Here is a 25,849-nt window from a genome sequence, read left to right on the forward strand (position 1 = left end):
CACAGAAACAGATGTTAAATAATTCCGAATCTTATGATAAAATTTTATAAGCGCTTACAAAAAATGAAAGGAGGTGATACAAGCTATACGAAATCGATATTCAATTTTATTGAAAAAAAAGGAGGATGTCTAAATGACAAAGAAAACAGAAATTCCATCGCATTTAAAACCATTCGTATCCACACAACATTATGATCAATACACACCGGTGAATCACGCTGTGTGGCGTTATATTATGAGACAAAATCATAGCTTCTTAAAAGACGTTGCTCATCCAGCCTATGTAAACGGACTACAATCATCTGGTATTAATATAGATGCAATTCCAAAAGTAGAAGAAATGAATGAGTGTTTGGCACCAAGTGGATGGGGCGCTGTAACGATTGACGGACTTATTCCCGGCGTAGCATTCTTCGATTTTCAAGGACATGGATTACTACCGATCGCAACAGATATTCGGAAAGTAGAAAATATCGAGTACACACCAGCTCCAGATATCGTACACGAAGCAGCAGGACACGCACCGATTTTACTTGATCCTACATATGCAAAATATGTGAAACGTTTTGGGCAAATTGGTGCAAAAGCTTTCTCTACAAAAGAAGAACATGATGCATTTGAAGCTGTTCGTACATTAACGATAGTAAAAGAAAGCCCTATATCTACTCGTGATGAAGTTAAGGCTGCTGAAAATGCTGTAATTGAAAAACAAAACTTAGTTTCTGGTTTATCAGAAGCTGAACAAATTTCACGTCTTTTCTGGTGGACAGTAGAATATGGATTGATTGGAAATATAGATGATCCAAAAATATATGGTGCTGGCCTCCTTTCTTCTGTTGGCGAAAGCAAACATTGCTTAACAGACGCTGTAGAAAAGGTTCCATTTTCTATCGAATCATGTACAGGGACAACTTATGACGTAACGAAAATGCAACCACAACTATTTGTTTGTAAATCCTTTGAAGAATTAACAGATGCGCTTGAAACATTTTCTAAAACAATGGCCTTTAAAACAGGTGGAAAAGAAGGTTTAGAAAAAGCAATTCGCTCCGAGAACTATGCAACAGCTGAGCTAAATAGCGGATTACAAATTACAGGTACATTTAGCGAGACAATTGAAAACGATGCAGGTGAATTAATTTACATGCGAACAAATTCGCCAACGGCATTAGCGCTTCATAATAAACAGTTAGCGAATCATTCTACTTCTGTACACAGTGATGGATTTGGAACACCGATTGGATTACTCACTGAAAATATTGCATTAGAAACCTGTACAGACGAACAACTACAATCATTAGGAATTACAATTGGAACTATCGCTGAGTTTACTTTTGCAAGTGGTATTCATGTAAAAGGAACAGTAACAGATATTGTAAAAAACAATAAGAAAATTGCTCTTATTTCCTTTATCGATTGCACAGTTACTTATAACGCCCGCGTTTTATTTGATGCTTCATGGGGCGCATTTGATATGGCTGTTGGCTCACAAATCACTTCCGTATTCCCAGGTGCCGCAGATGCAGCAGCATTTTTCCCAATGGATGAAGAAGTTCAAGAAATTCCTGCTCCACTTGTACTGAATGAACTTGAACGTATGTATCAAACAGTTCGAGACATTCGAAGTGAGGGGATCTTACACAACGCGCATATCGATCAATTAGTAGCAATTCAAGAAGTATTAAATAAATTTTATGCGAAAGAATGGTTGCTGCGCCTTGAAGTATTAGAGTTACTTTTAGAGCATAACAAAGGGCATGAAACATCGGCAACATTACTACATCAACTTTCTACTTTCACAACTGACGAAGCTGTAACACGCCTTATTAACAATGGTCTTGCGTTACTTCCAATAAAGGATGTGAAAAATGATGCTAAGATTAACTGAAGAAGAAGTTCACGAGGAATTATTGAAGGTAGATAAATGGATGGTAAAAGATGAGAAATGGATTGAACGAAAATATATGTTTTCCGACTACTTAAAAGGAGTCGAATTTGTCTCTGAAGCCGCCAAACTATCAGAAGAACATAATCACCATCCATTTATCCTTATCCAGTATAAAGCAGTCATTATTACTTTGTCATCTTGGAATGCAAAAGGTTTAACGAAACTAGATTTTGAGCTTGCAAAGCAATTTGATGAACTATTTTTACAAAACGAAAAAGCGATTATAAGAAAATAAAAAAGAGAAGCCTTTTTAGGCTTCTCCTTTTACTTTGAATTGGATACAATGTCCAAATGGATCCTCGACTTGCAATATTCCATCTTTGTACGTAGCAATCTTGCCAATATTTTTTAAACTTTCACATACTTGCTCTTTTTGTTTTTCATCCGTTAGTACAATTGTGAAATATTTCAAGCCAACAGAATTTGGCATTTGCGGTGGTATTCCTTCACCTTGCCACGTATTTAAACCGATATGGTGATGATAGCCACCTGCCGATACGAACAACGCGCCATTACGAGCTGGGATTGTTACTTCAAAACCAAGACCATCCACATAGAAACGTTTTGCTTCTTCTAAATTAGCTACATGGAAATGAACATGCCCCATCACAGTACCCGCTGGAAAACCATTCCACACACTTCCTTGTTGTAATAATTCTTCACCAGCTAACGGGTTACTAACAAACGGTAGTTCTCCATTCTCATCACGCCAAACTTCTTTTTGGCGATCATGATAAATTTCAATCCCGTTTCCATCTGGATCAGCTAAATAAAGGGCCTCACTAAAGTAATGGTCGGCTCCGCCGTGCAGTGGATATACCATTTCTACAAGATGACGAAGAATATTCGCTAAATCTTGTCTGCTCGGTAATAAAATTGCGTAATGATATAACCCCGTTCTCCCTCTTTGCTTTGGTATGGCTTCTTTCTTTTCTTCAATGATAAGGAGTGGTTCGTTATTTTCATTCCCAAATGTAACGACCATTTCATCTTCTTTTAGTACTTTCATACTTAGTACTTCTGTATAAAACTCTAGTGATTTCTTTATATTTGATACATATAAATGAACAACATCAAGTGTTGTGTCGGGATGAAGTTGAAAACTCATCTTGTTAGCCCCCCCATTTCATTTAGTTCTTCTTTGACATTTTCTCTCTTAAGAAATTATCTACAAAACCGTCTGCTTTCGCAACAAATAAGTACGCACCCATTGCTAACAATGCAAGCTCTAATTCGAAGCCAGGATTTTTTCCATCTCCTAATAAACCAGCTGACCATTTTACTTTCACAATTGCCCCAACCATAACAAGTGCAAATAATAATCCAATATATCTTACTCCTAAACCTAGAATTAACAATATACCACCAACTACTTCCGCTGTTGCTACGCCGTATGCAAGTCCTCCTGGTAAACCAATGCTTGTGAACCACCCTGCAATATTGTCAATTCCCGATTGGAATTTTGTTAAGCCGTGCATAAAGAATGTTACCCCTAACACGATACGAATAATTAAGTTACCGATATGTTGATTCATTTCATTCTCTCCTTTATAGTTTTCTTATACAAAACTTTTATTTACATTACAAAACATACACTACTTTTTTTTATTCGTCAATTCATTTTCACTGGGAAAATATATATTTTTTTTGCTATGATACAAATAGTTGTTTACAAAAAGGAGCTTGATTTTATGAATATTGGTTCTGCAATACGTGAAATTCGTCAACGTAGAGGCATAACAATCGCACAAATTTGTGAGGGAACAGGTCTTTCTAAAGGGTTTATGAGTCAGGTTGAAAATAATAAAACCTCACCATCTATCTCAACTTTAGAAACGATCTCCAATTTTTTAAACGTTCCTCTTCCCTATTTATTGTTAGAACAAAAAGATCGGTTGAAAGTTGTCAAAAAGGTAGAGCGTAAATACAGTGTATACGGAAAAGATGAACAAAGAATTGAACATGTTGCAGAGCAAGGTGGCCTTCGCCTAAATCTCGTAGAAATTCCTGCCGGGTTTCCGAAAGAAAACTCACCAAATGCCCATGAGGGGGAAGAGTGTCACCTTGTATTACGCGGAAAACTAGAAGTTCAACACGGAGAAGATATTGCAATTGTCGAAGAAGGTGATTCTTTCTCTTGGAATGCATGTGTTCCTCATATCGTGCGTAATATAGGAGAAGAAACGGCATTATTACTCATCTCTAGTCATGCAGAAAATCGAAAACGTGTTTATTAAATAAAAAAGAAGCCTGTAAATTAGGCTTCTTTTTTATCCCCTTATAACTCCATAGCTCGTCCCAACTAGTACAGTCTTTTCGTGTTGATTGCGATATACTGACTCGATTGAAACCTTTTTGTATCCTTCCATCTGTTCAACATTTGTTAAAGTCAATTCACAAGTGATCGTATCCCCTGTAAAAACCGGTCTAATAAACTCACTTACTAATTCTCTTGCTATGTAATGTAATTCTTCGCCTACTTTCGTTCCAATACTAGCAGTCAATAAACCATGAACCATTAAACGTCCATTTTCATCATATTCCATATGATGCCTGCCTTTATCTCCTGTAATATTTGCAAATTCAAAAACCTCTTCCTCAGTAAATCTTCTTTCGTATTTAAATACATCCCCAACTTTTACACTCATTTTTATCCCCCTAATAATAAACAGAATTTTCTTTCATTTTATCATAAAATGAGTCTCAGTTCAGTTTATATTATTAAAACATCGATCCTTTTTCTACATTACCTTACTTTTATCGGTGCCCATCTTTTTTTGCTGCTTGATACCCATAGTACGCACACGTCCCATTTCTCGATAACTCCCTTACCTCAAAACCACAACTTCTATAAAAATCAAAATTACTAGCAGATGTATGTGCAAACCAATCGCCATGTGGCAGCTTTTGCAAACAAAGAGCGACAAGTTTCTTACCTAATCCCTTCCCTCTATATTCACATTTCACAACTAAATTTACTATGTTCGCGACCATAATTCCATCAGAAATGACTCTAACCATCGCAACCATCTCTTCTTCATCCCAAATTGTGAATGCCCATGTTGAATTTTCAAATGCTATCGTGAATTTTTCAATTTGCCAGGAAGGGATATCATCATTGCTCCAACCGGCATCTTCGAATAAAGTTTTAATTGCATATGCAGGTACACCATTCGTTCCCTCACGAATAATAAGTCCATTATGATAAATATACATGTAATCCCCCCTTTATTTTTATATACCATTCTTCAAAAGATGCAATTTACCCTTTTTCATCCAACACACTTAATGGAATAAACGAGAACATCCATACCATGAAATGAAGTTGTTTTCTCATAACTAAGTCCTGTTTTTCTAGCAACAAAGATGGAGGCCGGGTGGTCCGGATTAATAAGAGAAATTAATTTATTCATTCGTAACGCTTGGAAGCCATAGTCTCGAAATGCTGCCGCTGCTTCTTTCGCATACCCTTTTCCCCAATACTGAGGCAGTAACCAATACCCAATTTCAATTTCCTCTTTTCCATCTATCTGCTGCTTTACTAATCCTGCATGACCAATTCGTATTCCCGTTTCCTTTTCAATCAATACAAATAAACCGAGGCCGTTTTTATAGCTAGGAATCACCCACTCCTCCAAACTTTTTTTACATTGCATATATGTTTTTAACGTCCCATTTCCAATATAGCGCATTACCTTCTCATTTCCCCATAGCGAAGCGTAGAACTGTAAATCATCCATTGTATATTTACGAATTTGTAAACGATCTGTATGAAACATCTCTGCACTCCTTCCCACTCATTTGTGCTTAACTACACGACCATGTTTTGAATATATACTAAATGTTACTGTCTATTATAAAGGAACTAACAATAAAATACAGAATATTCAATCCCGAAAGAATTAAAAAAGGCAGTAGACAAATATTGTCTACTGCATCCATATCATAACTAGCATAAAGAAAACTACAATTGAGGGGGGTGTAGGATTTTCAAATATACTAGATACTTATCCCGTTCTAACGGGCGGTAAACTTTTCAATTATATGAAAGTGAAAAGTTTACCGCACATAAGAACCTTTGCGGTCATTAAGAGAGCACCGTTAAGTACTCAAATACACGCTGCGCTTTTTCTCCACCCATTCGTGCATGTTGCAGAAGGGAAATACCATGTGGACCCGATGCGCGCAATGCCTCTGGTTGTGCTACTAAAATAGCTTGTACAACTTCTAATTCTCCAAGCATCGCGGCCGCGAAAATATCCATTCGAGCACCCTTTTCTAGTAAATAGAGAGCAATATCTTTACGACCTACATGTGCCGCTGCTCCTAATGCACTTTCCCAATCTGATCCGCCCCAATTGTAAGAGGCATGAAGTAAGCTTGGTGATTCAGCCAACAGTTCTTGTACTTTTTCTAAATCTCCGTGAGCTGCCATAACAAATTCTCTTACTAACTCAGTGGTAATACGTTCTTCTGTTCGCATCGCGCTTCTCTCCTTTTAGAAATTCTTTTCGGTGTAAAAAATGGCTTGTCGCTTCCTTGAAAAATATCTACCTCGATGCCAAACACACGTTGAAACATTTCATGACATAACACTTCTTCTGGTATACCGTCATACTGAAGCTGCCCTCGCTTTAATACAAGTAAACGATCACTATATTGAGCCGCTTGGTTAATATCATGTAAAACCATTACAATTGTCATGCCAAACTCCTCGTTTAACCGTTTCACAAGTTCCATCACTTCCAATTGGTGAACGATATCCAAAAAAGTTGTTGGTTCATCTAATAATAAGACATTTGTACGTTGTGCTAGCGTCATTGCAATCCAGGCACGTTGTCTTTCTCCTCCTGATAAAGATTGTAAAAGACGATATTCATACCCTTCAAGATTTGTAACTGACAATGCCCAATCAACAATTTCTTCATCTTCTTTATTTAAGCGACTGCTCCATGATTTATGAGGGCCTCTTCCAAATTCGATTAATTCTTTCACTGTTAAATCTAATTGATGATCATGCATTTGTGGTAACATCGCTAATTGCTTCGCTACATCGGCACTTTTCATCGTATGAATATTTTTTCCATCTAGAATGATATCCCCTTCGCTTTGTTTAAGTAGTCTTGCCACTAAACGAAGCAAAGTAGATTTCCCAGATCCATTCGGCCCAATTAAACTAACGACCTCTCCAGCTTTAATATGTACATTCATATTTTGCATTTGAAATCTTTCAGAATGTGCGTAAAACACTTTGTTAACGGAAATCACTTCGTTTTCCTCCTCTATGAATTAAATATAAGAAGAAAGGACCGCCTAAGAAGGATAATAAAATACCAACTGGCAATTCGATTGGATCGAACCAACTTCGAGCTATCGCATCCGCGAAAACAAGTAATATCCCTCCGCCAAGGCATGATAATGGCAATAAATATTTATAATCATTTCCAACTAATAAACGTAACATATGTGGTACGACAAGACCGACAAATCCAATAAGACCAGAAACACTAACCGCAATTCCAGCTAATAATGTGCTTACGACTATTAAATAAAACCGGCTTCTCTCCACGTTATGGCCTAATAATTTCGCCATTTCATCTCCAAGCATTAATACTCGAATATGTTTAATACCAAAGAAGGCTAATATAATAGCAAATATTGCATAATAAATAATCATGTTTAAATGTGCCCAACTCACACCACCAATGCCACCTGCTAACCATGGCAACACGGATTGTACTTTATCACTATGTAATAACATTAACGCTGACGTGGCTGCACCAATTAATGCATTGATTGACACACCTACTAAGACAATCCTTGAAGGTGGTGCCCCCTTTTGCCATGATAAAGCATAAATGACCATCGCCGTTATGAAAGCTCCTAAAAACGCTCCGAGCGGTAAAAAAGCCATGTGCTGAGGGAATAAAATCATAATTACAATTGCTACAAGGCCTGCTCCAGATGAAACCCCGATTATACCAGGGTCTGCAAGAGGGTTTCTCATAACCCCTTGCAGCAGGGCACCAGATGCTGCTAAACATGTTCCTACTATAAATCCAACGAGCACTCTCGGTATACGAAGATCCCATACAATTCGATGAACTGTCGAATCTTCATCTTGTATCCCTATCAGAATATCTCGTAATGAAAAGGATAAACTTCCTGCGAAAAGGCCGTAGAAAAGACCTAAAATTGTTAATACTACTAAAGTAACTGCTATTACCCATCTTTTTTTCGCAAAAGGATGTTCCTTTTCCCTTACTACTTCACTGCTTTCCATACGTATCATTTCCTTACATCTTGTATACTTTTATACATAAAGTCCATCGCTTCTGTAACTTTTGTTCCAGGATTTGATCCAAATAAGTCGGGTGGCAAAATCACTACACGATTTTGTTTTACTGCATCTAAATTTTTCCACGCTTCATTTTTCATCATTTCGCCTTCAAATGCTTTTTTAACACTATTTGGATCTCCATGTGTAATTAAATAAATCACATCTGGATTTGCCTCAATAATACGTTCTACACTTAGCTGTGCATATTGCGGATATTCCTTCATTTCAGGAAAATCAGCTGCAATATTTTTCCCGCCTGTTTTTTCTAAAATATCACCTGATAAAGATGTTGGTAATGCTGCTAAATAAGTACCTGGTGCTCCATACACTAGCAATGCTTTCACATCACTTTTTTTCTCATATGTCTTCATTTGATCATTAATTTTTTTGTTAAGTTCTTTTGCTTTATCTTCTTTCTTCATAATCGTTCCGTATAGTTCAATATTCTTTTGAATATCTTGTACAGAATTCGCAGAAGAAATCATTACTTTCGTTCCTTGTCCTTCAACTGTTGGAACATTCTTTTGGAACCCATTATTAGCAATAAGTACATCCGGCTTTAAGCTAGCAATTTGCTCAAAATTAGGCTGATGCGCATTCCCGATTACTTGTACTTTCTTTATATCCTCTGGAAGAGTTATTTTTGCATCCGGACGACCTACTATTTTTCCGCCTAACACATGAATAATATTCATGTCTCCCATACTTAATGTTGCAAAACTCTCTGGCACTTTATCGAATGTTACTTTTCTTCCTGACAGGTCGGTAACTTCGATTTTCTCTTTTCCTTTTTCTGTTTTTGTTGCAGATGCTTTTTCGTTTTCCTTTGCATTGCAACCTATTAACAAGAAAAAAATAGATAAAATCGCTGTGAATAGCGTAATAGATTTTTTCATTCTTCCACCTCTAACTGATAATGATAATCATTAACTACTATTATACTTTAATTGATAAGGATTATCATTGTCAATATAAAACGCATACATTTTCTAGAAAAAACAAAAAGCATTACAAAAAAGATTCCTTCTTTTTTGTAATGCTCTATTTATCAATATTATTCACATTCATTTCCCTCTAACTCGTCTCGCATCACTTTTACACGCTGGAAGAAAAAGAAGGATAAACTTAAAAATATAACGATGCTCCCCATCATAACAAAAGATTGTATTGCTTCTTTTGCTCCATTCGGAATCAACAAGCCAACCATTAACAATGCACTTACAGCGAGAAGGATTTGTCCGAACCGAGTATAATCTGCTATTTTTTCTTGTAATTCTTTCATCATATTCTCACTCCTCCATTTCACTGTATCATATTCTATTACACTTAAAGACAAGTAAATACAGACATTCTGGGAGATGTTTTCCAAATGAAAAAGAGCCGCTTTATCGCGACTCTTTCATAAGCATTACTCCCCTTTATATGCTTCCATATAAATTTCTTTCAGCTCTGAAATAAGAGGTAATTTTGGATTAGCTGTTGTACATTGATCTTCAAAAGCTCTTTCTGCTAACAATCCAACAACCTCTTCAAACTGGTCTTTAGCAACTCCTTGTCCCGCAATACTCATATTAATATTTAAACTTTTTCCAAGTTCAATAATTGCTTGGACGAGTGATTCTACGCCTTCGACTGTTGAGTTCGCTGGAAGCCCGAGCATTCTCGCAATATGTGCATAGCGCTCATCAGCTACAAAGTACTCATATTTTGGGAACAATGCGTGTTTTCTTGGCTTAATAGCATTATAGCGAACTACGTGCGGCATAAGAATTGCATTCGCACGCCCATGCGGAATATGAAATTCTGGTCCAATTTTATGTGCTAAGCTGTGATTAATACCTAGGAAAGCATTTGCAAATGCCATCCCTGCGATTGCAGAAGCATTATGCATTTTTTCCCGTGCTTCTTCGTCATTTCCATCTTTAAATGCTCTTGGTAAATATTTAAATACGAGATCAATGGCCTTTAATGCTAATCCATCTGTATAGTCATTTGCTAGAACAGATACATACGCCTCGATTGCATGCGTTAATACATCCATACCAGTGTCTGCTGTTACATGTGGTGGCACTGTCATTACAAACTGTGGATCAACAATTGCTACATCCGGTGTTAATTCATAATCTGCAAGTGGATACTTTATATTATTTTTCTTATCTGTAATAACCGCGAATGGTGTCACTTCTGATCCTGTTCCTGATGTTGTTGGAATAGCAACAAACTGTGCCTTACTCCCTAATTCCGGATATTTACATGTACGTTTTCTTATATCTAAAAACTTCTGTTTAATTCCATAGAATGTTGTTTCTGGTTGCTCATAGAAAAGCCACATCCCTTTCGCTGCATCCATCGCTGAACCACCACCAAGTGCAATAATTACATCTGGCTTAAAACTTCTCATCATTTCCGCACCTTTAAAAACAGTTTCATCTGATGGATCTGGCTCGACCTCAAAGAAAACTTCAACTTTTACATCATTTGCATGTTTACGTAAATAATGCGTAACCGTATCTACATATCCATGCTCAACCATTCCTGGATCCGTTACAATAAATGCACGTGAAATGTTAGGCATATTTGCTAAATATGCTGTCGCATGTTTTTCAAAATAAATTTTTGGTGGCAATTTGAACCACTGCATATTCTTTTTTCTATTTGCCAACCTTTTTATATTTAATAAATGCGTCGCTGTTACGTTTTGAGAAACTGAGTTTTTCCCGTACGAGCCGCAACCAAGCGTAAGTGATGGAATAAACCCATTATATATGTCACCGATTCCACCTTGTGATGAAGGAGCGTTTACAATAAGACGGCACGCTTTCATACGTAATCCAAATTGCTTTTGCACTTCTTTATTTGTAGAATGAATGACTGCTGAATGTCCTAAACCACCAAGGTTTAACATATCTTCGCAATATGTAAGTCCCTCTTCTAGTGAATTTGCTTTTACACAAGCTAATACTGGACTTAGCTTCTCACGAGATAGTGGATATGCTGCTCCGATACCTTGTATTTCAGCTACAAGCATTTTTGTATTTTCAGGCACAGTAATTCCAACTAATGCGGCAATGTACTGTGCGGATTTCCCTACAATATCACTATTTACTGCACATGTATTTTCATTAATAACAAGCTTTTCTAATTTTCTTCTCTCTTCTTCTGTTACAAAGTAACAATTGTTTGCAATCATTTCTGTTTTCACATCATCATAGATTTCCTTGTCTACAATGATTGCTTGTTCTGATGCACAAATCATACCGTTATCAAATGTTTTTGATAAAATTAAATCATTAACAGCTCGTTTTATATGTGCTGATTTCTCTATATAGCATGGTACATTACCAGGCCCTACACCTAGCGCTGGTTTTCCAGTAGAATAAGCTGATTTCACCATACCTGCTCCTCCAGTTGCCAAAACAAGCGCAACACCTTCATGGTTCATTAATTGTTTCGTTGCTTCTACAGAAGGTTTTTCAATCCACTGAATACAATGTTTTGGTGCACCCGCCTTCACCGCTGCATCATATACTGTTTTCGCCGCTGCAATGGAACAGTTTTGTGCTGAAGGGTGAAATGCGAAAATAATTGGATTTCTCGTTTTTATCGCGATTAATGCTTTAAACATTGTTGTCGATGTTGGATTCGTTACTGGCGTTACCCCAGCTACTACACCGACAGGTTCCGCAATTTCTATTACTTCTTCATGAGGATCTTCGTGAATAATCCCTACTGTTTTATCTTTTTTTATGCTATGCCAAATATATTCAGTAGCAAAAATATTTTTAATGCATTTATCTTCATATACACCACGACCTGTTTCTTCAACAGCCAGCTTTGCAAGTGGCATATGTTGATCAACACCTGCTAATGCCATTTCATGAACAATGTTGTCAATTTGCTCTTGTGTAAAACTTTCTAATGCTTGTAAGGCCTTTTGACCGTTATTTACTAACGTATCAATCATCTCTTTTACTTCCTGCATTTCATTTACAGCTTTCTCTTTGACTACCATGTAAATTCCTCCTATTCTGCTATCGTGGACTAAATAAGACCCTATAGGTCATAATAAGTCCCGATTAGCGCAAAAAAAATAGAGTTGCTTTCCTACATGAACCTCATTGTTTGTGAAATATTTCACAAGTTTATTCGTGAGTAACACTTCATGAAATTAATATACATGAAATTATTTCATTTGTGTATGTCCATTTTGTGAATTATTTCACAAAATAACATAATAAAAATGCACTGCTCTATATTAGCAGTGCATTTTTATTACGCTAGTGCTTGTGCTAAATCTTCAATTAAATCTTCACCGTCTTCAATACCGACAGAAATACGAATTAATGTATCTGTAATTCCTAATTCTTTGCGGCGATTTGCTGGGATTGATGCATGTGTCATTTGAGATGGGATAGAAATTAAACTTTCTACTGCTCCTAAACTTTCAGCAAGTGTAAAGTATTGTAATTTCTCTAGTACTTTATTTAATGTTTCTTCACTATCTACATCAAATGAAATAATAGCACCAAATCCATTTGCTTGTTCTGTTGCTAATTCATGGTTTTGATGTGATGCAAGACCTGGATAATATACTTTATTTACTTTTGGATGGTTATTTAAAAACTCAGCAATTGCACGTGAATTCGTTTCATGCTCTTCCATTCGAATTCCTAATGTTTTTAAACCACGAAGTAGTAAGAAGCTATCTTGCGGGCCAAGAATGCCTCCTGTTGAGTTTTGTACAAAGTGAAGGTCTTCTGCTAATTGCGGGCTATTTACAACTACTAGGCCTGCAACTACGTCACTATGACCTCCTAAATATTTCGTTGCACTATGAAGTACAATGTCTGCTCCTAAAGAAATCGGCGACTGCCAATATGGCGTCATGAATGTGTTATCGATAATTGTTAATAAATCTTTCTCTTTAGCAAGAGTAGATATTTTCTTAATATCAGTAATTTTCAGTAATGGGTTCGTTGGTGTTTCCACATAAATCGCTTTCGTGTTTGGACGAATTGCTTCTACAACTTCCTCTAAATTTGTTGTATCTACAAATGTATGCTCAATACCGAAGCGGTTTAATACTTTCGTGATAACGCGGTACGTTCCACCATACACATCATCTGTTAAAATAACGTGGTCACCTTTTGAGAACAACATAATTGTAGCTGTAATAGCAGCCATTCCTGAACCAAATGCAAAACCAGCATGACCGTTTTCTAATACAGCAATCATTTCTTCTAAAGCTGAACGTGTTGGGTTTCCTGTACGTGAATATTCATATCCTTGATGCTTACCAACTGCTTCTTGTTTGTACGTACTTGTTTGATAAATCGGTACATTTACAGATCCAGTTGAAGGTTCTCCTATGCGAATACCATGAATTAACTTTGTCTTTGCTCTCATTTTTTATTCCCATCCTTTATATATGTCTTTACTTAAATAGCGCTCACTACTATCAGGAAAAATCGTTACAATGTTTGTACCTGGCGCCGCTTTCTCTGCTTCAAGTAAACTTGCATGAAATGCTGCTCCTGACGAGCTCCCAACAAGCAGCCCTTCTTTTTGGGCTAATTCCTTCACTCGTAAAAATGCATTTCGATCAGAAATTGTATGAATTTCATCAAAATAAGATGTTTTCAAAAATGGTGGGATGAATTCAAGGCCAATCCCTTCTGTTTCATGCGAACCAGGTTTACCACCATTTAAAATGGACCCTTCTGGTTCCACAATAACCGTTTTTATATCCACATTTTTTTCTTTCAAATAAGATGCAGTCCCCATGAATGTACCACCAGTTCCTGCTCCAGCAACAAATATGTTAATCTCTCCGTTCAGTGCCAACCAAAGTTCAGGACCTAGTGTTTTGAAATAAGCACGCGGGTTTGCTTCATTCGCAAACTGACTTGGAGAGTACGAATTCGGTATTTCATTTACTAATTCTTTTGCTTTTGCAATTGCACCGGTCATTCCTTGCTCAGTTGGTGTATGCACGACCGTTGCGCCTAGTGCTTTCATTAATTCTTGTTTTTCAATACTAAATTTCTCTGGTACACAAACAATAACGCGTAAATCATGTTGTAACGCTGCAAGTGCCAGTCCAATACCAGTATTTCCAGCAGTCGGTTCAATAATTGTTCCACCCTGAGTAACAAGCCCTTTTTCTAGCGCATCTTCGATTAATTCTCTTCCTAAACGGTCCTTAACGCTTCCACCTGGGTTATAAAATTCAAGCTTTGCAAATAAACGGACCCCTTCTGGAAGTGAAAAACGAGTAATTTCTACAATTGGTGTATGACCAATCAACTCATGAACTCCACGATATACATTCATCGTGTTCTCCCCCTTATTTGCCAATAAAGAAAAGGCAACTGTATGTATTTTCTTTATATGAGACAGTTGCCTTTTTGTTACATTACTTTAACTCTTCTAGTACTTTTACGATAAAGTTTGTAGAATGAAGAGCTGCTTGATCTAAAAATTGATCAAATGAAACATTTGATTCTTTACCAGCAATATCAGAAAGTGCACGAATAATAACAAACGGAACTTCATATTGGTGGCATACTTGTGCAACAGCTGCTGCTTCCATTTCTACTGCATAAAGATCTTCAAATTTATCACGAATTGCTGCAACGCGGTTCGGATCACTCATAAATGAATCACCAGTTGCAATCATACCTTTTACAACTTGAATATTTTCTTCTGCCTGCATACATTTCTCAGCTAATGCAACTAATGCTTCATCAGCTTTGAAGCCAGGCGGCATTCCTGGTACTTGACCATACTCATAGTTAAATGCTGTTACATCTACGTCATGATGACGAACTTCTGTTGAAATAACTACATCTCCAACATTTAGAGAATGATGGAAGCCACCAGCTGAACCAGTATTAATTACTTTTTCAGGCTTATATCTTTCTAATAAAATTGTCGTTGACATCGCTGCATTTACTTTACCAATACCAGACTTTAACAAGATTACTTCATGTCCTGCTAATTGTCCTTTCGTAAATTCACAACCCGCAACCGTTTCTGTTTCTGCTTGTTCTAATTTGTCACGTAAAATACGTACTTCTTCTTCCATTGCTCCAATTACAGCAATTCTCAATCTAATCCCTCTTTCTATTGCTTAGTTGCCTCCATTACCCAAACGAAATGATTTAATCTCGTAAACGTTACATGGAAGCCATTGTTTTCAAAAATAGACTGCATGATCGGAATACGTGTATAATATTCCGTTTGCAAATCGTTTGCTAACTGATGGAAACCTCTTTGTTTTGCTGTTTCGACAGTTTTATCATATGCATCTTGATCCGCAAATATCGTATCAGCAAACACTATTTTACCACCTTTGTTTAGCAATTGACTATACTTCGCAATCGCTACATTTTTTTCATCATCTGTTAAATGATGAAATGCATAGGTGCTTACTATGGTATCAATTGAATTTGGGACTTCAAACGAAAGAAAATCACCTTCTGTAATGGAAAACTCTTGCGGTAATTTCTCTTTAGCAATCATGCGCATTTCACGTGACGGTTCTATACCGTAAACTGTGCGGCCAGCAAGTAATAATTTATTTGTTAAATTACCTGTACCAACACCAAATTCTAATACATTACCAAATGACTTGTTAACTACATCCTCTAGAATGTCCTCATAACGGGCGAAAACTTCTTTATATTGTATATCTTCGCCTTGTACAAATGAGTCGTACGTATGAGCCCACTCATCAAATAAACCATTAAATTCTGTACCCATAAAAATTCCCCTTTTTCTTATCGGTTTTATCAGTATAATATGCCCTCTTTCCAAAAATGTCAATTGAAATGTACATGGTATTTCCTTCTTTTCTTTGTTACACTATAGTTGATTACATAGGAGAGGGGTCGTCTTCGTGTCATTTACCTTTGAAATGTTAGAAGATAAAGTAGAGTTTTTCGAAGCAGGAGACTTAGCTTCTTTGGAACGAAAAATTAGTGAACAAATCGATAATAATAAAGCACTTATGCTTGAAGTTCATCACATCTCGCATCAAATGGTTATGGATCCCGAAAGCAAAAGACCATATTATAGCGCGGTTGTTCATTTTAAATTAAAGAAATTACGCTAACTAAAAAAGAGAGGCTCCTAAGGAGCTTCTCTTTTTTAGTTTAGAGTTTGAACAAGTACTGGTTTCCAGCCCTCATTGTCTACCCAATCAATATTCACATAATATTTCTTGCCTGATTGTTTATCTTGTACGTTACCGTAAGCTTTATTCTTACCGTTATTTCCAATTCTATGGATAACTAATTGCTCTACTGGAACATCAATTGCAGCTGAAATAGCTTGATTCATCTCATTCCAATCTGCTGTACCTTTTTTAAACGTCATCGCAGGTGTTGCACCTTGCTCTGTACCTACTGGCTTCCAAGAAGGTTTCGTATAAGCGTCAGTTGCTTTTGGCTGTGTTTTTTCAGCTGCTACTTTCTCGTTAGTTTTCGCTTCTTCTTCAGCTTTTTTCTGTTCTTCTTCAGCCTTTTGCTTCTCTTCTTCCTTCTTCTTAGCATCTGCCTTATCTTGCTCGTTCTTCTTCGTCTCTTCTTTGCCTTTAGCTTTCTCAGCTTTATTCTCTTTCGTTGTTTGCTGAGCTACTTTTTTATCACTAGAAGACGCTTGTTCTTTTCTTTCAGGAACAAACAATTGATATGATACAATAGCTACTAATATTAATACAATTGCAATTGCAATATTTAAAACACCGTTTTGACGACGTTTTTGTTGTTTCTGTTGGAATCTAGATCCTCCTGCCATTCTTCAAACCTCCATGCAGTTTTTCATACTTGCTATTGTAACATTAAATCTAGAAAGGTTGAACATTTACAATAATATTTTCACGAAATGAAAACATTTCACTATGAATTGCAAGATTACTTTTCATTCTCTAATCGATAGATTGATTCTACGATAGCTTTGAAAATAGGTGTAACTTTATTTTCACTGCTATTCGTTTCTATATCCACGACAACTAAAGCATATCTTGGGTTTTCATATGGAAAATAACCTGCAAACCAACGATTCACTTTCGCCCCTTTTCCTGTTTGCGCGGTCCCAGATTTTCCGGCGACACTTAGTGGCAACGACCTGAATGCGGCTCCTGTTCCTTTCTCTGTTGTTACAACGCCCCTTAATAACTCTTGTAATGTTTTCACCGCTTCATACGAAAGCTGTTTTCCACCTAATGTATGGTCTTCAAAAGTATAAAAGTCCGTTCCATTTTTATACTTTATTTTTTCCACAGCTTTCACTTCCATCTTTTCTCCATCCCTAGCAATCGTCGCCATCATATTTGCAATCGCCAGAGGTGACATACGTACATCTTTCTGTCCAATTGCTGTTTGCGCTACCGCCTTTTTACTATTCTTATTTCCTTCACTTCCCCAAATCGTAACCTTCTTCTCCTCTGGCATTTGCTCAAAATGAGTTGTATGAAATACAGAACCTTTCCATCCAACCTTACCAGCGGCTCCTAACGCTTCTACGTAAGTTTCTAACACCATCTCATCCTTTTGTATTAGCTCATTACCTAGCTCTGAAAATGTCCTATTACAGCTTCTAGCAAAGCTCTCTTTAAAACTAAGTGTACCCATCATAACTTGTGGGTGGTCTTCACCATATAGATCTTGATTACAATTAAATGTACGATTCAACACATTTTCATTTTGATCAATCACTGCTGCTGCAACTATTGTTTTAAAAACAGAACCGGGAAAATGTGGTGTTAACATTTGATTTTCAAGTGTAGTGGTATATAAACGCTCATCCTTCACCTGCACAGATGGTTTACTGACCATCGCTAAAATTTCATTTTTCTTTACATCAAGTAATACTAGTCCTCCCTTCTTTATTCCGCTTGCTTCAACCACCTCTTCTGCTTTTTGCTGTAACCCGTTATGTAAAGTAGTTTGAATCGTCACCGGATAAAACGGATTTCCAGGCGCAGTATATTTCGCTTGTTTTCCAAAAATCGGTTCTCCTTGTCGGTCCACTTGATACAATACTTTTGCCTCTCCATCGGTCAAAAGAAATTCATCAAATGATTGCTGCAATCCTGAAATGCCAATTGGCGTTTGCCTTGAAATATTTCTTACTTCTCCGTATCGTTTTTCAAATTCTCGTTCATTCTCCCCCACATCGCCAATTAAATGATTCATCGCGTCAGCTTGCCGTAAACGAACTTCAGCTGCTACAATACCTAATACATTTAATTGATTCACCTTCTCCATCTGCTCTCGTACCAAGTGAAATGGACCATTTCCCCTTTGCACGATAAATGCACTTTTCTTGTCTTTCATTTGACTTTCAATCTCTTGTCTCGACACACCAATGATATGCGCAATTTTCTCTAACATGTCATTTTTTATTTGTAGAAATGGAAAAACAATTAAAACAGGATACTTTTTCTCACCTATTTCCTTACCGTTCCGATCTATAAAATGGCCTCGTCCATCATCTACCGTAATGGACTGCGTCCGCTGTGTAACACTTTTTTCAATTAAATTTATCTTACGGTCTGTAAATGATTCTGTATCTATAATTTGTATTTGAATTAAACGACAAAGTAAAATAAACATGATACATATAAAACAAATTAAAACAATTGTAATTCTCCTTTTTATTTTCATAAAAAAACACCTCGTCTATTATAGTTTGGACGGAGTGTTTCCTCTTTTATACAAATAAAAAAATCACTCGCTTTTACACGAGTGATTTTTTATTATTTTACAGAGATAATCTCTACTTGCATTTCTCCACCTGGAGTTTGGATTGCTACCTTCTCACCAATTTGCTTACCTAATAAGCTTTTTGCAATTGGAGAATCGTTAGAAATTCTTCCTTCAAATGGATCTGCTTCTGCGCTACCTACGATTGTGTAAGATTCTTCATCTCCACCTGGTAACTCTTTAAATGTTACTGTTTTACCTAATGTAACAACTGTAGATTCTTCGCCATTATCTGTGATGATAACTGCGTTACGAATCATGTTTTCTAATTGTGTAATACGTCCTTCTACGAACGCTTGCTCATCTTTCGCTGCATCGTACTCAGAGTTCTCAGAAAGATCTCCGAAGCTACGTGCAATCTTAATGCGCTCTACAACCTCTTTACGTTTTACCGTTTTTAAATCTTCAAGTTCGTTCTCTAACTTTTGCTTACCCTCTTGCGTCATAGGGTATGTTTTTTCTGTTGCCATATTTTCCACTCCTTTTATATACCAATCCCCCGAAAAAAAGAGGAGTTCCATATGAAAACTCCCCCACTTATATGTATAGCGGAGGTTTCTAGCACGCCTGTACTAGCGGAGTTGTCACATACAACCCCGTATTCCCAATTCTTCTTTATATAAAGAAGATATGTATGGAAAGTTGATATAAATATGCCCTCACCTATATATAGATGAGGTTGCATGTTTCATTGTATTCGATGGGAAGGGAAAAAATCCCTTCCTATCGTATATCTTTTACTATGCTATTACAAATTTACTTTTTGTTCAAGAATTGTTGCAATTTTTGTCACCATAATATCAATTGCAACATGGTTTTGTCCACCTTCAGGGATAATAATATCCGCAAATTTCTTAGAAGGCTCAATAAATTGATTGTGCATTGGACGTACAACACTTACGTATTGATCAATAACTGAATCCATCGTACGACCGCGCTCTTTAATATCACGCTGCATGCGGCGTAAAATACGAAGATCTGCATCTGTATCAACGAATAGCTTAATGTCCATTAATTCACAAAGACGTGGGTCTTCTAAAATAAGAATTCCTTCTAAAATGATTACATCTTTCGGCTCAACTGGAATAACTTCTTCTGAACGCGTATGCAATGTATAGTCATATACAGGCTTATCAATTTGCTCATATGCAAGCAACTGCTGCAAATGTTCAATTAACAGATCATTATCAAACGCAAGCGGATGATCATAATTTGTTTTTAAACGCTCTTCCATTGGTAAATGGCTTTGATCTTTGTAATAATAATCTTGCTCTAAGATTAAAATAGAATGACCTTTAAAATGGTCAAAAATCGCTTTCGTTACACTCGTTTTACCTGATCCCGAACCACCAGCAATTCCAATTACAACAGGCTTATTCGTCCCCATTCGACTATCACTCTTTCTTATTGAAGTATGTTTTTGCGCATCATATTATTCACATACACTGGTTGATCCACTTTGAATTTCACGATTTGCAACGGATGTCTCGCTGCATCTAATTCGTTTCCATCCTCATCCCAAATTTTCTCCACCGTCTGCGTAAAGTTTTCTATTTCTGGCCCAAAGAACTCCACTTCATGTCCTGGTTTGAAATGATTACGTTGCTCAATCGTTACGATGCCCGTTTCTTCATTATAATCTAACACTAAACCAGCGAAATCATACGTTGTTTTCTTACTATGATTTCCAAACATTTGCTCTTGATGTCCTGGAACCCCTTCAAAGAATGCGGGAGCTGTATCACGATTTGCACATTTATCAAGCTCATCTAACCATTCTTGTTTAAACTCAAAATTATCCGGATCCGCACAATACGCATCAATTACTTTACGGTATACCGTTGCTACAGTCGCTACGTAATGGATTGATTTCATACGTCCTTCAACTTTTAAGCTATCAATTCCAATTTCAATCATTTTCGGAATTGATAAAATTAAATTTAAGTCTTTTGGACTCATTGCAAAGTGAGCATCTTCTTCTTGGAATAGAGGCAACTCTTTTGCATCTTTATGTTGTGATACTGTTTGAACTAAATCATAGTCCCAACGGCAAGATTGACAACAACCACCACGGTTAGAGTCACGTGCTGTCATATGGTTACTTAACGTACATCTACCTGAATATGCGATACACATTGCACCATGGACGAATGCTTCAATTTCAATATCCACTTTTTCTTTAATTTCTTTCATTTCTTCATAGCTTGCTTCACGAGCTAATACAAGACGATGTAAACCTTCTTCTTTCCAATACTGTGCTGCTTTCCAGTTGGATAGTGATTGTTGTGTACTTAAATGCACTTCAACTGAAGGCGCTACACGTTTACAAGTCTCAATAATAAGCGGATCAGCAACGATAATTCCCGTTACGCCAGCTTTTTCAATCCCTTTTAAATATTCCTCTAGCCCGTCCATATTTTCATTATGTGCAAAGATATTTGTTGTTACATATATTTTTGCTCCATATTTCTTTGCAAATTCAACACCTTCTGCCATATCTTCCAGTGTAAAGTTACCTGCATTCGAACGAAGACCAAATTCTTGTCCACCTAAATATACAGCATCTGCCCCGTAATGGATAGCTACTTTTAATTTTTCTAAGTTACCCGCAGGGATTAACAGTTCAGGTTTCTTCACAATAACGCGTTTGCCATCGACTACTCGTGAAATTTCTTGTACAGTCATTTCCTACACCCTCCTCGTTTAGTAAACCGTCTCTTTAAAGAAGAATCCTGTGTCTAACGGACGATTCACTGGTTGCATTTCTTCTATCTCTTTATATAAATCGTCTTTCACGTCATAATACGCATCACGATCTTCTACACATAAATCAATTGCTTTACGATATTTCTTCGTTACCTCAATAATGTATGCAGAGCTTTTTAGTACACCATCAATTTTTAAGCTAGCGACTTCAGCGTCAATTAACTCTTCTAACTCATCGATGAAACAAATATCGTTTGGACTCATAATGTGAGTACCATTTTCATCTTCATAAATTGGATATTTATTGTTACGCTCTGGGTCATATAAGAACATATTCTCTTCATATTTTTTCTTTTCAATGTCAAGATTACGTCCTTGATACTCAAAGTAGTTTCCTACTAATGAACGCTTCGATTGGAACATACAAGTCATACCGTGAATTTGTACTTCAAGTTCCACTTCAGCATTTTCTTTTAATTCAACAATTTCATCTAAGCTAAGCTCACGAGCTAATACAGCACGTTTTGCTCCCCTTTGTCCCCAGTAGTTACAAGTAAACCAGTTAGTTGCTGTTGTTTCTGTATTCCAGTGCAATTGCATATTTGGCGCTACTTCTCGGACCGCCATTAATACTGCTGGATCTCCGAAAACAATCGCATCTACACTTACTTCGTTTAAAAATGCAACATAATCTGTTAATTCATCTACTTTATCATTGTGAAACATAGCATTCATTGCTACGTATACTTTCACACCATTTTCATGTGCAATCTTCACAGCTTGTTTCACATCTTCACGTGAAAATTCCCCCGCTAAACGTAAACCAAACTTTTGCTCACCGATCATTACCGCGTCAGCTCCTGCTTTCGCAAGAGGTTCGATATCCGCCACTGCTTTTGGCGTTACTAACAATTCAGGTTTCTTCATACCTTAGTCACCCTCTCTTTTTACTAACAGCTACTCCATCACCAATTGGGAAAATCGTTGTATCATATCCTTCATGGTTCATAAGCCATTCATTGTACGTCTTAATACGACGGATTAAACCACGTGTACGTCTGTTTTCAATTTTCTCTTTTGTCGTTACAAGGCCATGGTACATAACATTATCTGAAATAATTACGCCACCAGGATTTAATAACGGTTCATATAAGTCAAAAAAGCGACGATATTGTCCTTTTGCTGCATCAATAAAAATAACGTCAAATGTTCCGTGTTCTTCTACTTGCTCGCCTGTTTCTAACGCATCACCGTAAATAACGGAAATACGTTCTTTAACTGGTGAACGTTCTATATATTCAAGTGCTTTTTCATATCGCTCGCGATTGCGTTCAACTGTCACAATACGCGAATTTGGAATAGCTTGCATCATACGAATACTAGAATAACCAATTGCTGTACCAAGCTCTAAAATGCTTTTTGGTCCAATTAAACGTAAAAATTGCAACATAAATTCCATTCCAAGTCGATCCATAATCGGCACATGATTTTCTTTCGCATAGTCTTCCATTTCAAGAATTAATTTATCTTTCGGATCAATAAATGATAATAGGTACTCGTTAACTGCATCCTCCATAATGGTCCTCCTTATTTACATGGAGAAGTGCCTCTATGACGTCTTTTCACACATAGAATGCAATAAAAATACAAGCCATTTTCACCCTTAGCTTGTACGTCCCGTTTTGATATTAAAAACGATTCTTCTGCCAGTTTTTAACCCGATATATTTTACCACAAAAAAGAGGGATGTGCGACCTTTTTCGCTACCCCTCCCCATTTCACTGTTTTTTCGTAATATATTTTTGCTTTAATGCATTATGCTCGTCTAATGTTTTCGCATAATACACTTCACCAGTTGGTGCAGCTAAGAAATAATAATAATCTGTTTGCGCAGGTTCTAACGCCGCCTCCACTGAATGTTTACCCGAGTTTGCGATTGGACCAACTGGCAATCCTTTCACAACATACGTATTGTACGGTGAGTTTATCTTTAAATCTTCGTATAATACACGTTGTTTATGCTTTCCAAGTGCATATAATACCGTTGGATCAGTTTGCAGTGGCATACCTTTCGCTAAACGATTGTAAAAGACACTAGAGATCTTTTGACGATCTGTAAAGCCTGTTGCCTCTTCTTCAATAAGTGAAGACAATGTTAAAAGCTGATGAACATCCCAGTTCTTCGCTTTCATTTTTGCCTCGTTTTGAACAATGATTGCATTCGTTTTCTCAAGCATTGGAATTACGATTTCTTCTAACGTCGTATCTTTTTTATAGAAAGAGTACGTCGCAGGATATAAATAACCTTCTAATGGATATTTAATATTGCTATCAAAGATTTTATCCGTTAATAACTTCGGATACTTTTGCTGCATTTTTTGAATAAATGCTTTATCGTTTAATTGACGTACAACATCATCTTTATTCCACTTTAATTCGTTTGCAACCGTCTCTGCAATTTCAGTTACTTGCGCACCTTCTTTTATCGTCACTTTATAAAGAGCTGGACGATGAACGTTACCAGATGACATTTGTTCAATCACATCTGAGGCACTCATTGAAGGATTTAATAAATATGTACCCGCTTGTAAATTTTTCGATTTAGCCTTTGTATAAAAACTAAAAACTGTACCGTTTTTCACAGCACCTTTTTCTTCTAAAACCTCACCAATTTTACTAGTAGATGATCCCTTGGGAATTTCTACTTCAATCTCTTTTTTATTTCCGCTATCAACTGGTCCTAATGCGGATGAAATATACGCATAGACTGAACCACAAACTAAAAGCAGTGCAATAATCGAAAATAAAAAAAGACGTCTACGCTTCTTTTTCACTTGATTCTCTATCAACACTCTTCCTCCTTAATTAAATTGTAGACCGCATGTATATCTTTCTATACAACACGACATAAAAACACAATAAATTTATTTATCTTTTTTAGATAGACATTTTATTTTTCTACAATCCGTCTCATTATACTACAAAGGATTGCAAGGTTTCGACAAAAAATCTTTCATTTTACATATAAAAAAAAGATGGACTATATGTCGTCCATCTTTTCAGTACTTATTATTCAGCTTCTTGCTCATCAGCTAGAGTGTTGAACATTTCTTGTACCATTTCCCACTCTTCTTCAGATTCGATTGGAAGTAAACTTCCGCCCTCTTCTTCATTTTGCTCATAAGCCATTGCGTCATAAATTGGGTCTCCATCTTCGTCTACTTCACCGATTGGAGAGAAGACTACGTATGATTTTTTGCCAAATTTTTCAGCATCAAAAGTGAAAATAATTTCACATAAATGTTCGTTACCTTTTTCGTCTACAATTGTAATTTGATTTTCTTCCATTTTGGTCACCTCTTATTTACTATCTAAAAATCCTTGTAAGATTACGACTGCAGCCATCTTATCGATTACTTGCTTTCGCTTCTTACGGCTTACATCAGCTGAAATGAGCAGACGTTCCGCTGCCATCGTCGACAAACGCTCGTCCCACATTACAACGTCTAATTGTAACAGCTCTCGTAGGTTTTCTGCAAATTGTTGGCACGCTTCACCACGTGGGCCAATTGTACCATTCATATTTTTAGGTAAACCTACTACTATTTTGTCCACATTGTACTGCTTTACTAACTCAGAAATACGATCAAAACCAAAGTGGCCTCGTTCTTCGTTAATCCTGATTGTTTCCAGTCCTTGCGCTGTCCAGCCCATTTCGTCGCTCATCGCAACTCCGACTGTTTTTGTACCTACATCTAAACCTAATATCCGCATAAATTACTCCTCACGATGATGTTTCAAGTAAGACTTCACAAGCTCTTCAATTAACTCATCACGTTCAAGCTTGCGAATGATGCTTCGTGCATCTTTATGGCGAGGTATGTATGCTGGGTCTCCACTTAATAAATAACCGACGATTTGGTTAATCGGATTATAACCTTTTTCTTGAAGTGCATCATACACAGTTAAAAGTACATCATTTACATGGACACTCTGTTTTTCATCTTGAATGCTAAACTTCATTGTTTTATCAAAACCGTCCATTTCAAGCACCTCACTTATATAGTAAGTATAGGGAGAAGAACT

General features: G+C 36.8%; 30 protein-coding genes. 4 read left to right on the forward strand and 26 right to left on the reverse strand.

Annotated features, from left to right (window positions below; genetic code table 11):
* Positions 1–133 precede the first annotated feature (133 nt).
* Together ACHZK0_RS21175 and ACHZK0_RS21180 are read left to right on the forward strand one after the other, a co-directional pair.
* Complete coding sequence (locus ACHZK0_RS21175; RefSeq protein ID WP_395760855.1) at positions 134–1,888, forward strand: aromatic amino acid hydroxylase; 1,755 nt, start codon at positions 134–136, stop codon at positions 1,886–1,888.
* On the forward strand, positions 1,869–2,183 hold the full coding sequence (locus ACHZK0_RS21180) for a 4a-hydroxytetrahydrobiopterin dehydratase (RefSeq protein WP_000979537.1): 315 nt from the start codon (positions 1,869–1,871) through the stop codon (positions 2,181–2,183). Before ACHZK0_RS21175 ends, ACHZK0_RS21180 begins: the two co-directional genes overlap by 20 nt.
* Before the next feature lie 15 nt (positions 2,184–2,198).
* Here ACHZK0_RS21180 and ACHZK0_RS21185 read toward each other — a convergent pair whose 3' ends face one another.
* Complete coding sequence (locus tag ACHZK0_RS21185; protein ID WP_395760856.1) at positions 2,199–3,056, reverse strand: VOC family protein; 858 nt, start codon at positions 3,054–3,056, stop codon at positions 2,199–2,201.
* 22 nt (positions 3,057–3,078) lie between these two features.
* Entirely contained in the window at positions 3,079–3,483 is a 405-nt protein-coding gene (locus ACHZK0_RS21190) for a DoxX family protein (protein ID WP_262740319.1), read from the reverse strand.
* Between the two features lie 156 nt (positions 3,484–3,639).
* Between ACHZK0_RS21190 and ACHZK0_RS21195 the strand changes: the two genes are divergently transcribed.
* Positions 3,640–4,185, forward strand: a complete 546-nt coding sequence (locus ACHZK0_RS21195) for a helix-turn-helix domain-containing protein (RefSeq protein ID WP_001020698.1) — start codon at positions 3,640–3,642, stop codon at positions 4,183–4,185.
* Between the two features lie 33 nt (positions 4,186–4,218).
* Here the strand turns inward: ACHZK0_RS21195 and ACHZK0_RS21200 are convergent, their stop codons facing one another.
* From ACHZK0_RS21200 to ACHZK0_RS21260, 13 genes are all read right to left on the reverse strand, one after another.
* Positions 4,219–4,596, reverse strand: coding sequence for a MaoC/PaaZ C-terminal domain-containing protein (locus tag ACHZK0_RS21200; RefSeq protein ID WP_262740320.1), 378 nt, complete (start codon positions 4,594–4,596; stop codon positions 4,219–4,221).
* A 109-nt stretch (positions 4,597–4,705) separates the two neighbouring features.
* A complete protein-coding gene (locus tag ACHZK0_RS21205) occupies positions 4,706–5,164 on the reverse strand; it encodes a GNAT family N-acetyltransferase (protein WP_270339913.1) in 459 nt (152 codons plus the stop codon).
* 56 nt (positions 5,165–5,220) lie between these two features.
* A complete protein-coding gene (locus tag ACHZK0_RS21210) occupies positions 5,221–5,727 on the reverse strand; it encodes a GNAT family N-acetyltransferase (protein ID WP_242240504.1) in 507 nt (168 codons plus the stop codon).
* Positions 5,728–6,035: 308 nt separating this feature from the next.
* The gene (locus tag ACHZK0_RS21215; protein ID WP_061677232.1) at positions 6,036–6,431 is read right to left on the reverse strand and encodes an ankyrin repeat domain-containing protein; all 396 of its coding nucleotides are present in this window, start codon (positions 6,429–6,431) and stop codon (positions 6,036–6,038) included.
* A complete protein-coding gene (locus ACHZK0_RS21220) occupies positions 6,398–7,216 on the reverse strand; it encodes an ABC transporter ATP-binding protein (RefSeq protein ID WP_262740322.1) in 819 nt (272 codons plus the stop codon). The genes ACHZK0_RS21215 and ACHZK0_RS21220 overlap by 34 nt, the downstream gene beginning before the upstream one ends.
* Positions 7,203–8,231 (reverse strand): FecCD family ABC transporter permease, encoded by a 1,029-nt coding sequence (locus ACHZK0_RS21225; RefSeq protein WP_262740323.1) that lies wholly within the window; start codon positions 8,229–8,231, stop codon positions 7,203–7,205. Before ACHZK0_RS21225 ends, ACHZK0_RS21220 begins: the two co-directional genes overlap by 14 nt.
* Positions 8,232–8,236: 5 nt before the next feature.
* Positions 8,237–9,184: an ABC transporter substrate-binding protein gene (locus ACHZK0_RS21230; RefSeq protein ID WP_262740324.1), complete on the reverse strand. Its 948-nt coding sequence runs from the start codon at positions 9,182–9,184 to the stop codon at positions 8,237–8,239.
* A gap of 158 nt (positions 9,185–9,342) precedes the next feature.
* Positions 9,343–9,570 carry a YrhC family protein gene (locus tag ACHZK0_RS21235; RefSeq protein ID WP_262740352.1) on the reverse strand — a complete coding sequence of 76 codons (228 nt, stop codon included), beginning with the start codon at positions 9,568–9,570 and terminating at the stop codon, positions 9,343–9,345.
* Between the two features lie 126 nt (positions 9,571–9,696).
* Positions 9,697–12,300 carry a bifunctional acetaldehyde-CoA/alcohol dehydrogenase gene (gene adhE, locus ACHZK0_RS21240; protein ID WP_242253328.1) on the reverse strand — a complete coding sequence of 868 codons (2,604 nt, stop codon included), beginning with the start codon at positions 12,298–12,300 and terminating at the stop codon, positions 9,697–9,699.
* A 260-nt stretch (positions 12,301–12,560) separates the two neighbouring features.
* On the reverse strand, positions 12,561–13,694 hold the full coding sequence (locus ACHZK0_RS21245) for a bifunctional cystathionine gamma-lyase/homocysteine desulfhydrase (protein WP_242253342.1): 1,134 nt from the start codon (positions 13,692–13,694) through the stop codon (positions 12,561–12,563).
* 3 nt (positions 13,695–13,697) lie between these two features.
* Positions 13,698–14,621: an O-acetylserine dependent cystathionine beta-synthase gene (locus tag ACHZK0_RS21250; protein WP_242253345.1), complete on the reverse strand. Its 924-nt coding sequence runs from the start codon at positions 14,619–14,621 to the stop codon at positions 13,698–13,700.
* An 82-nt stretch (positions 14,622–14,703) separates the two neighbouring features.
* Complete coding sequence (mtnN, locus tag ACHZK0_RS21255) at positions 14,704–15,399, reverse strand: 5'-methylthioadenosine/S-adenosylhomocysteine nucleosidase (protein WP_001217038.1); 696 nt, start codon at positions 15,397–15,399, stop codon at positions 14,704–14,706.
* A 14-nt stretch (positions 15,400–15,413) separates the two neighbouring features.
* Positions 15,414–16,052 (reverse strand): class I SAM-dependent DNA methyltransferase, encoded by a 639-nt coding sequence (locus ACHZK0_RS21260; protein WP_097818249.1) that lies wholly within the window; start codon positions 16,050–16,052, stop codon positions 15,414–15,416.
* A 136-nt stretch (positions 16,053–16,188) separates the two neighbouring features.
* On the opposite strand from ACHZK0_RS21260, the gene ACHZK0_RS21265 reads away from it, so the two are divergent.
* Positions 16,189–16,404, forward strand: a complete 216-nt coding sequence (locus ACHZK0_RS21265) for a YrzA family protein (protein WP_000010984.1) — start codon at positions 16,189–16,191, stop codon at positions 16,402–16,404.
* Between the two features lie 35 nt (positions 16,405–16,439).
* Here ACHZK0_RS21265 and ACHZK0_RS21270 read toward each other — a convergent pair whose 3' ends face one another.
* The 11 genes from ACHZK0_RS21270 to ACHZK0_RS21320 all read right to left on the reverse strand — a co-directional run bounded on the left by ACHZK0_RS21270 (position 16,440) and on the right by ACHZK0_RS21320 (position 25,807).
* Positions 16,440–17,087, reverse strand: coding sequence for a YrrS family protein (locus tag ACHZK0_RS21270; protein WP_242253347.1), 648 nt, complete (start codon positions 17,085–17,087; stop codon positions 16,440–16,442).
* A 116-nt stretch (positions 17,088–17,203) separates the two neighbouring features.
* Positions 17,204–18,958 (reverse strand): peptidoglycan D,D-transpeptidase FtsI family protein, encoded by a 1,755-nt coding sequence (locus ACHZK0_RS21275; RefSeq protein ID WP_242253349.1) that lies wholly within the window; start codon positions 18,956–18,958, stop codon positions 17,204–17,206.
* A 92-nt stretch (positions 18,959–19,050) separates the two neighbouring features.
* Positions 19,051–19,527 carry a transcription elongation factor GreA gene (gene greA, locus ACHZK0_RS21280; protein WP_000179964.1) on the reverse strand — a complete coding sequence of 159 codons (477 nt, stop codon included), beginning with the start codon at positions 19,525–19,527 and terminating at the stop codon, positions 19,051–19,053.
* Positions 19,528–19,805: 278 nt separating this feature from the next.
* Complete coding sequence (gene udk, locus ACHZK0_RS21285) at positions 19,806–20,444, reverse strand: uridine kinase (protein WP_000537082.1); 639 nt, start codon at positions 20,442–20,444, stop codon at positions 19,806–19,808.
* A gap of 17 nt (positions 20,445–20,461) precedes the next feature.
* Positions 20,462–21,742 (reverse strand): peptidase U32 family protein, encoded by a 1,281-nt coding sequence (locus ACHZK0_RS21290; protein ID WP_061677215.1) that lies wholly within the window; start codon positions 21,740–21,742, stop codon positions 20,462–20,464.
* A gap of 18 nt (positions 21,743–21,760) precedes the next feature.
* Positions 21,761–22,690 carry a peptidase U32 family protein gene (locus tag ACHZK0_RS21295; protein ID WP_061677214.1) on the reverse strand — a complete coding sequence of 310 codons (930 nt, stop codon included), beginning with the start codon at positions 22,688–22,690 and terminating at the stop codon, positions 21,761–21,763.
* 7 nt (positions 22,691–22,697) lie between these two features.
* Positions 22,698–23,339 carry an O-methyltransferase gene (locus ACHZK0_RS21300; protein WP_000389094.1) on the reverse strand — a complete coding sequence of 214 codons (642 nt, stop codon included), beginning with the start codon at positions 23,337–23,339 and terminating at the stop codon, positions 22,698–22,700.
* Positions 23,340–23,541: 202 nt separating this feature from the next.
* The gene (gene mltG, locus ACHZK0_RS21305; RefSeq protein ID WP_242253374.1) at positions 23,542–24,612 is read right to left on the reverse strand and encodes an endolytic transglycosylase MltG; all 1,071 of its coding nucleotides are present in this window, start codon (positions 24,610–24,612) and stop codon (positions 23,542–23,544) included.
* A 220-nt stretch (positions 24,613–24,832) separates the two neighbouring features.
* Entirely contained in the window at positions 24,833–25,111 is a 279-nt protein-coding gene (locus ACHZK0_RS21310) for a DUF1292 domain-containing protein (RefSeq protein WP_000392245.1), read from the reverse strand.
* Between the two features lie 12 nt (positions 25,112–25,123).
* Positions 25,124–25,537: a Holliday junction resolvase RuvX gene (gene ruvX / locus ACHZK0_RS21315; protein ID WP_001221203.1), complete on the reverse strand. Its 414-nt coding sequence runs from the start codon at positions 25,535–25,537 to the stop codon at positions 25,124–25,126.
* 3 nt (positions 25,538–25,540) lie between these two features.
* Entirely contained in the window at positions 25,541–25,807 is a 267-nt protein-coding gene (locus tag ACHZK0_RS21320; RefSeq protein WP_000348590.1) for an IreB family regulatory phosphoprotein, read from the reverse strand.
* Positions 25,808–25,849: the final 42 nt, after the last annotated feature.

It is taken from the genome of Bacillus sp. 3G2, from assembly GCF_044324725.1.
Lineage (GTDB): Bacteria > Bacillota > Bacilli > Bacillales > Bacillaceae_G > Bacillus_A > Bacillus_A mobilis.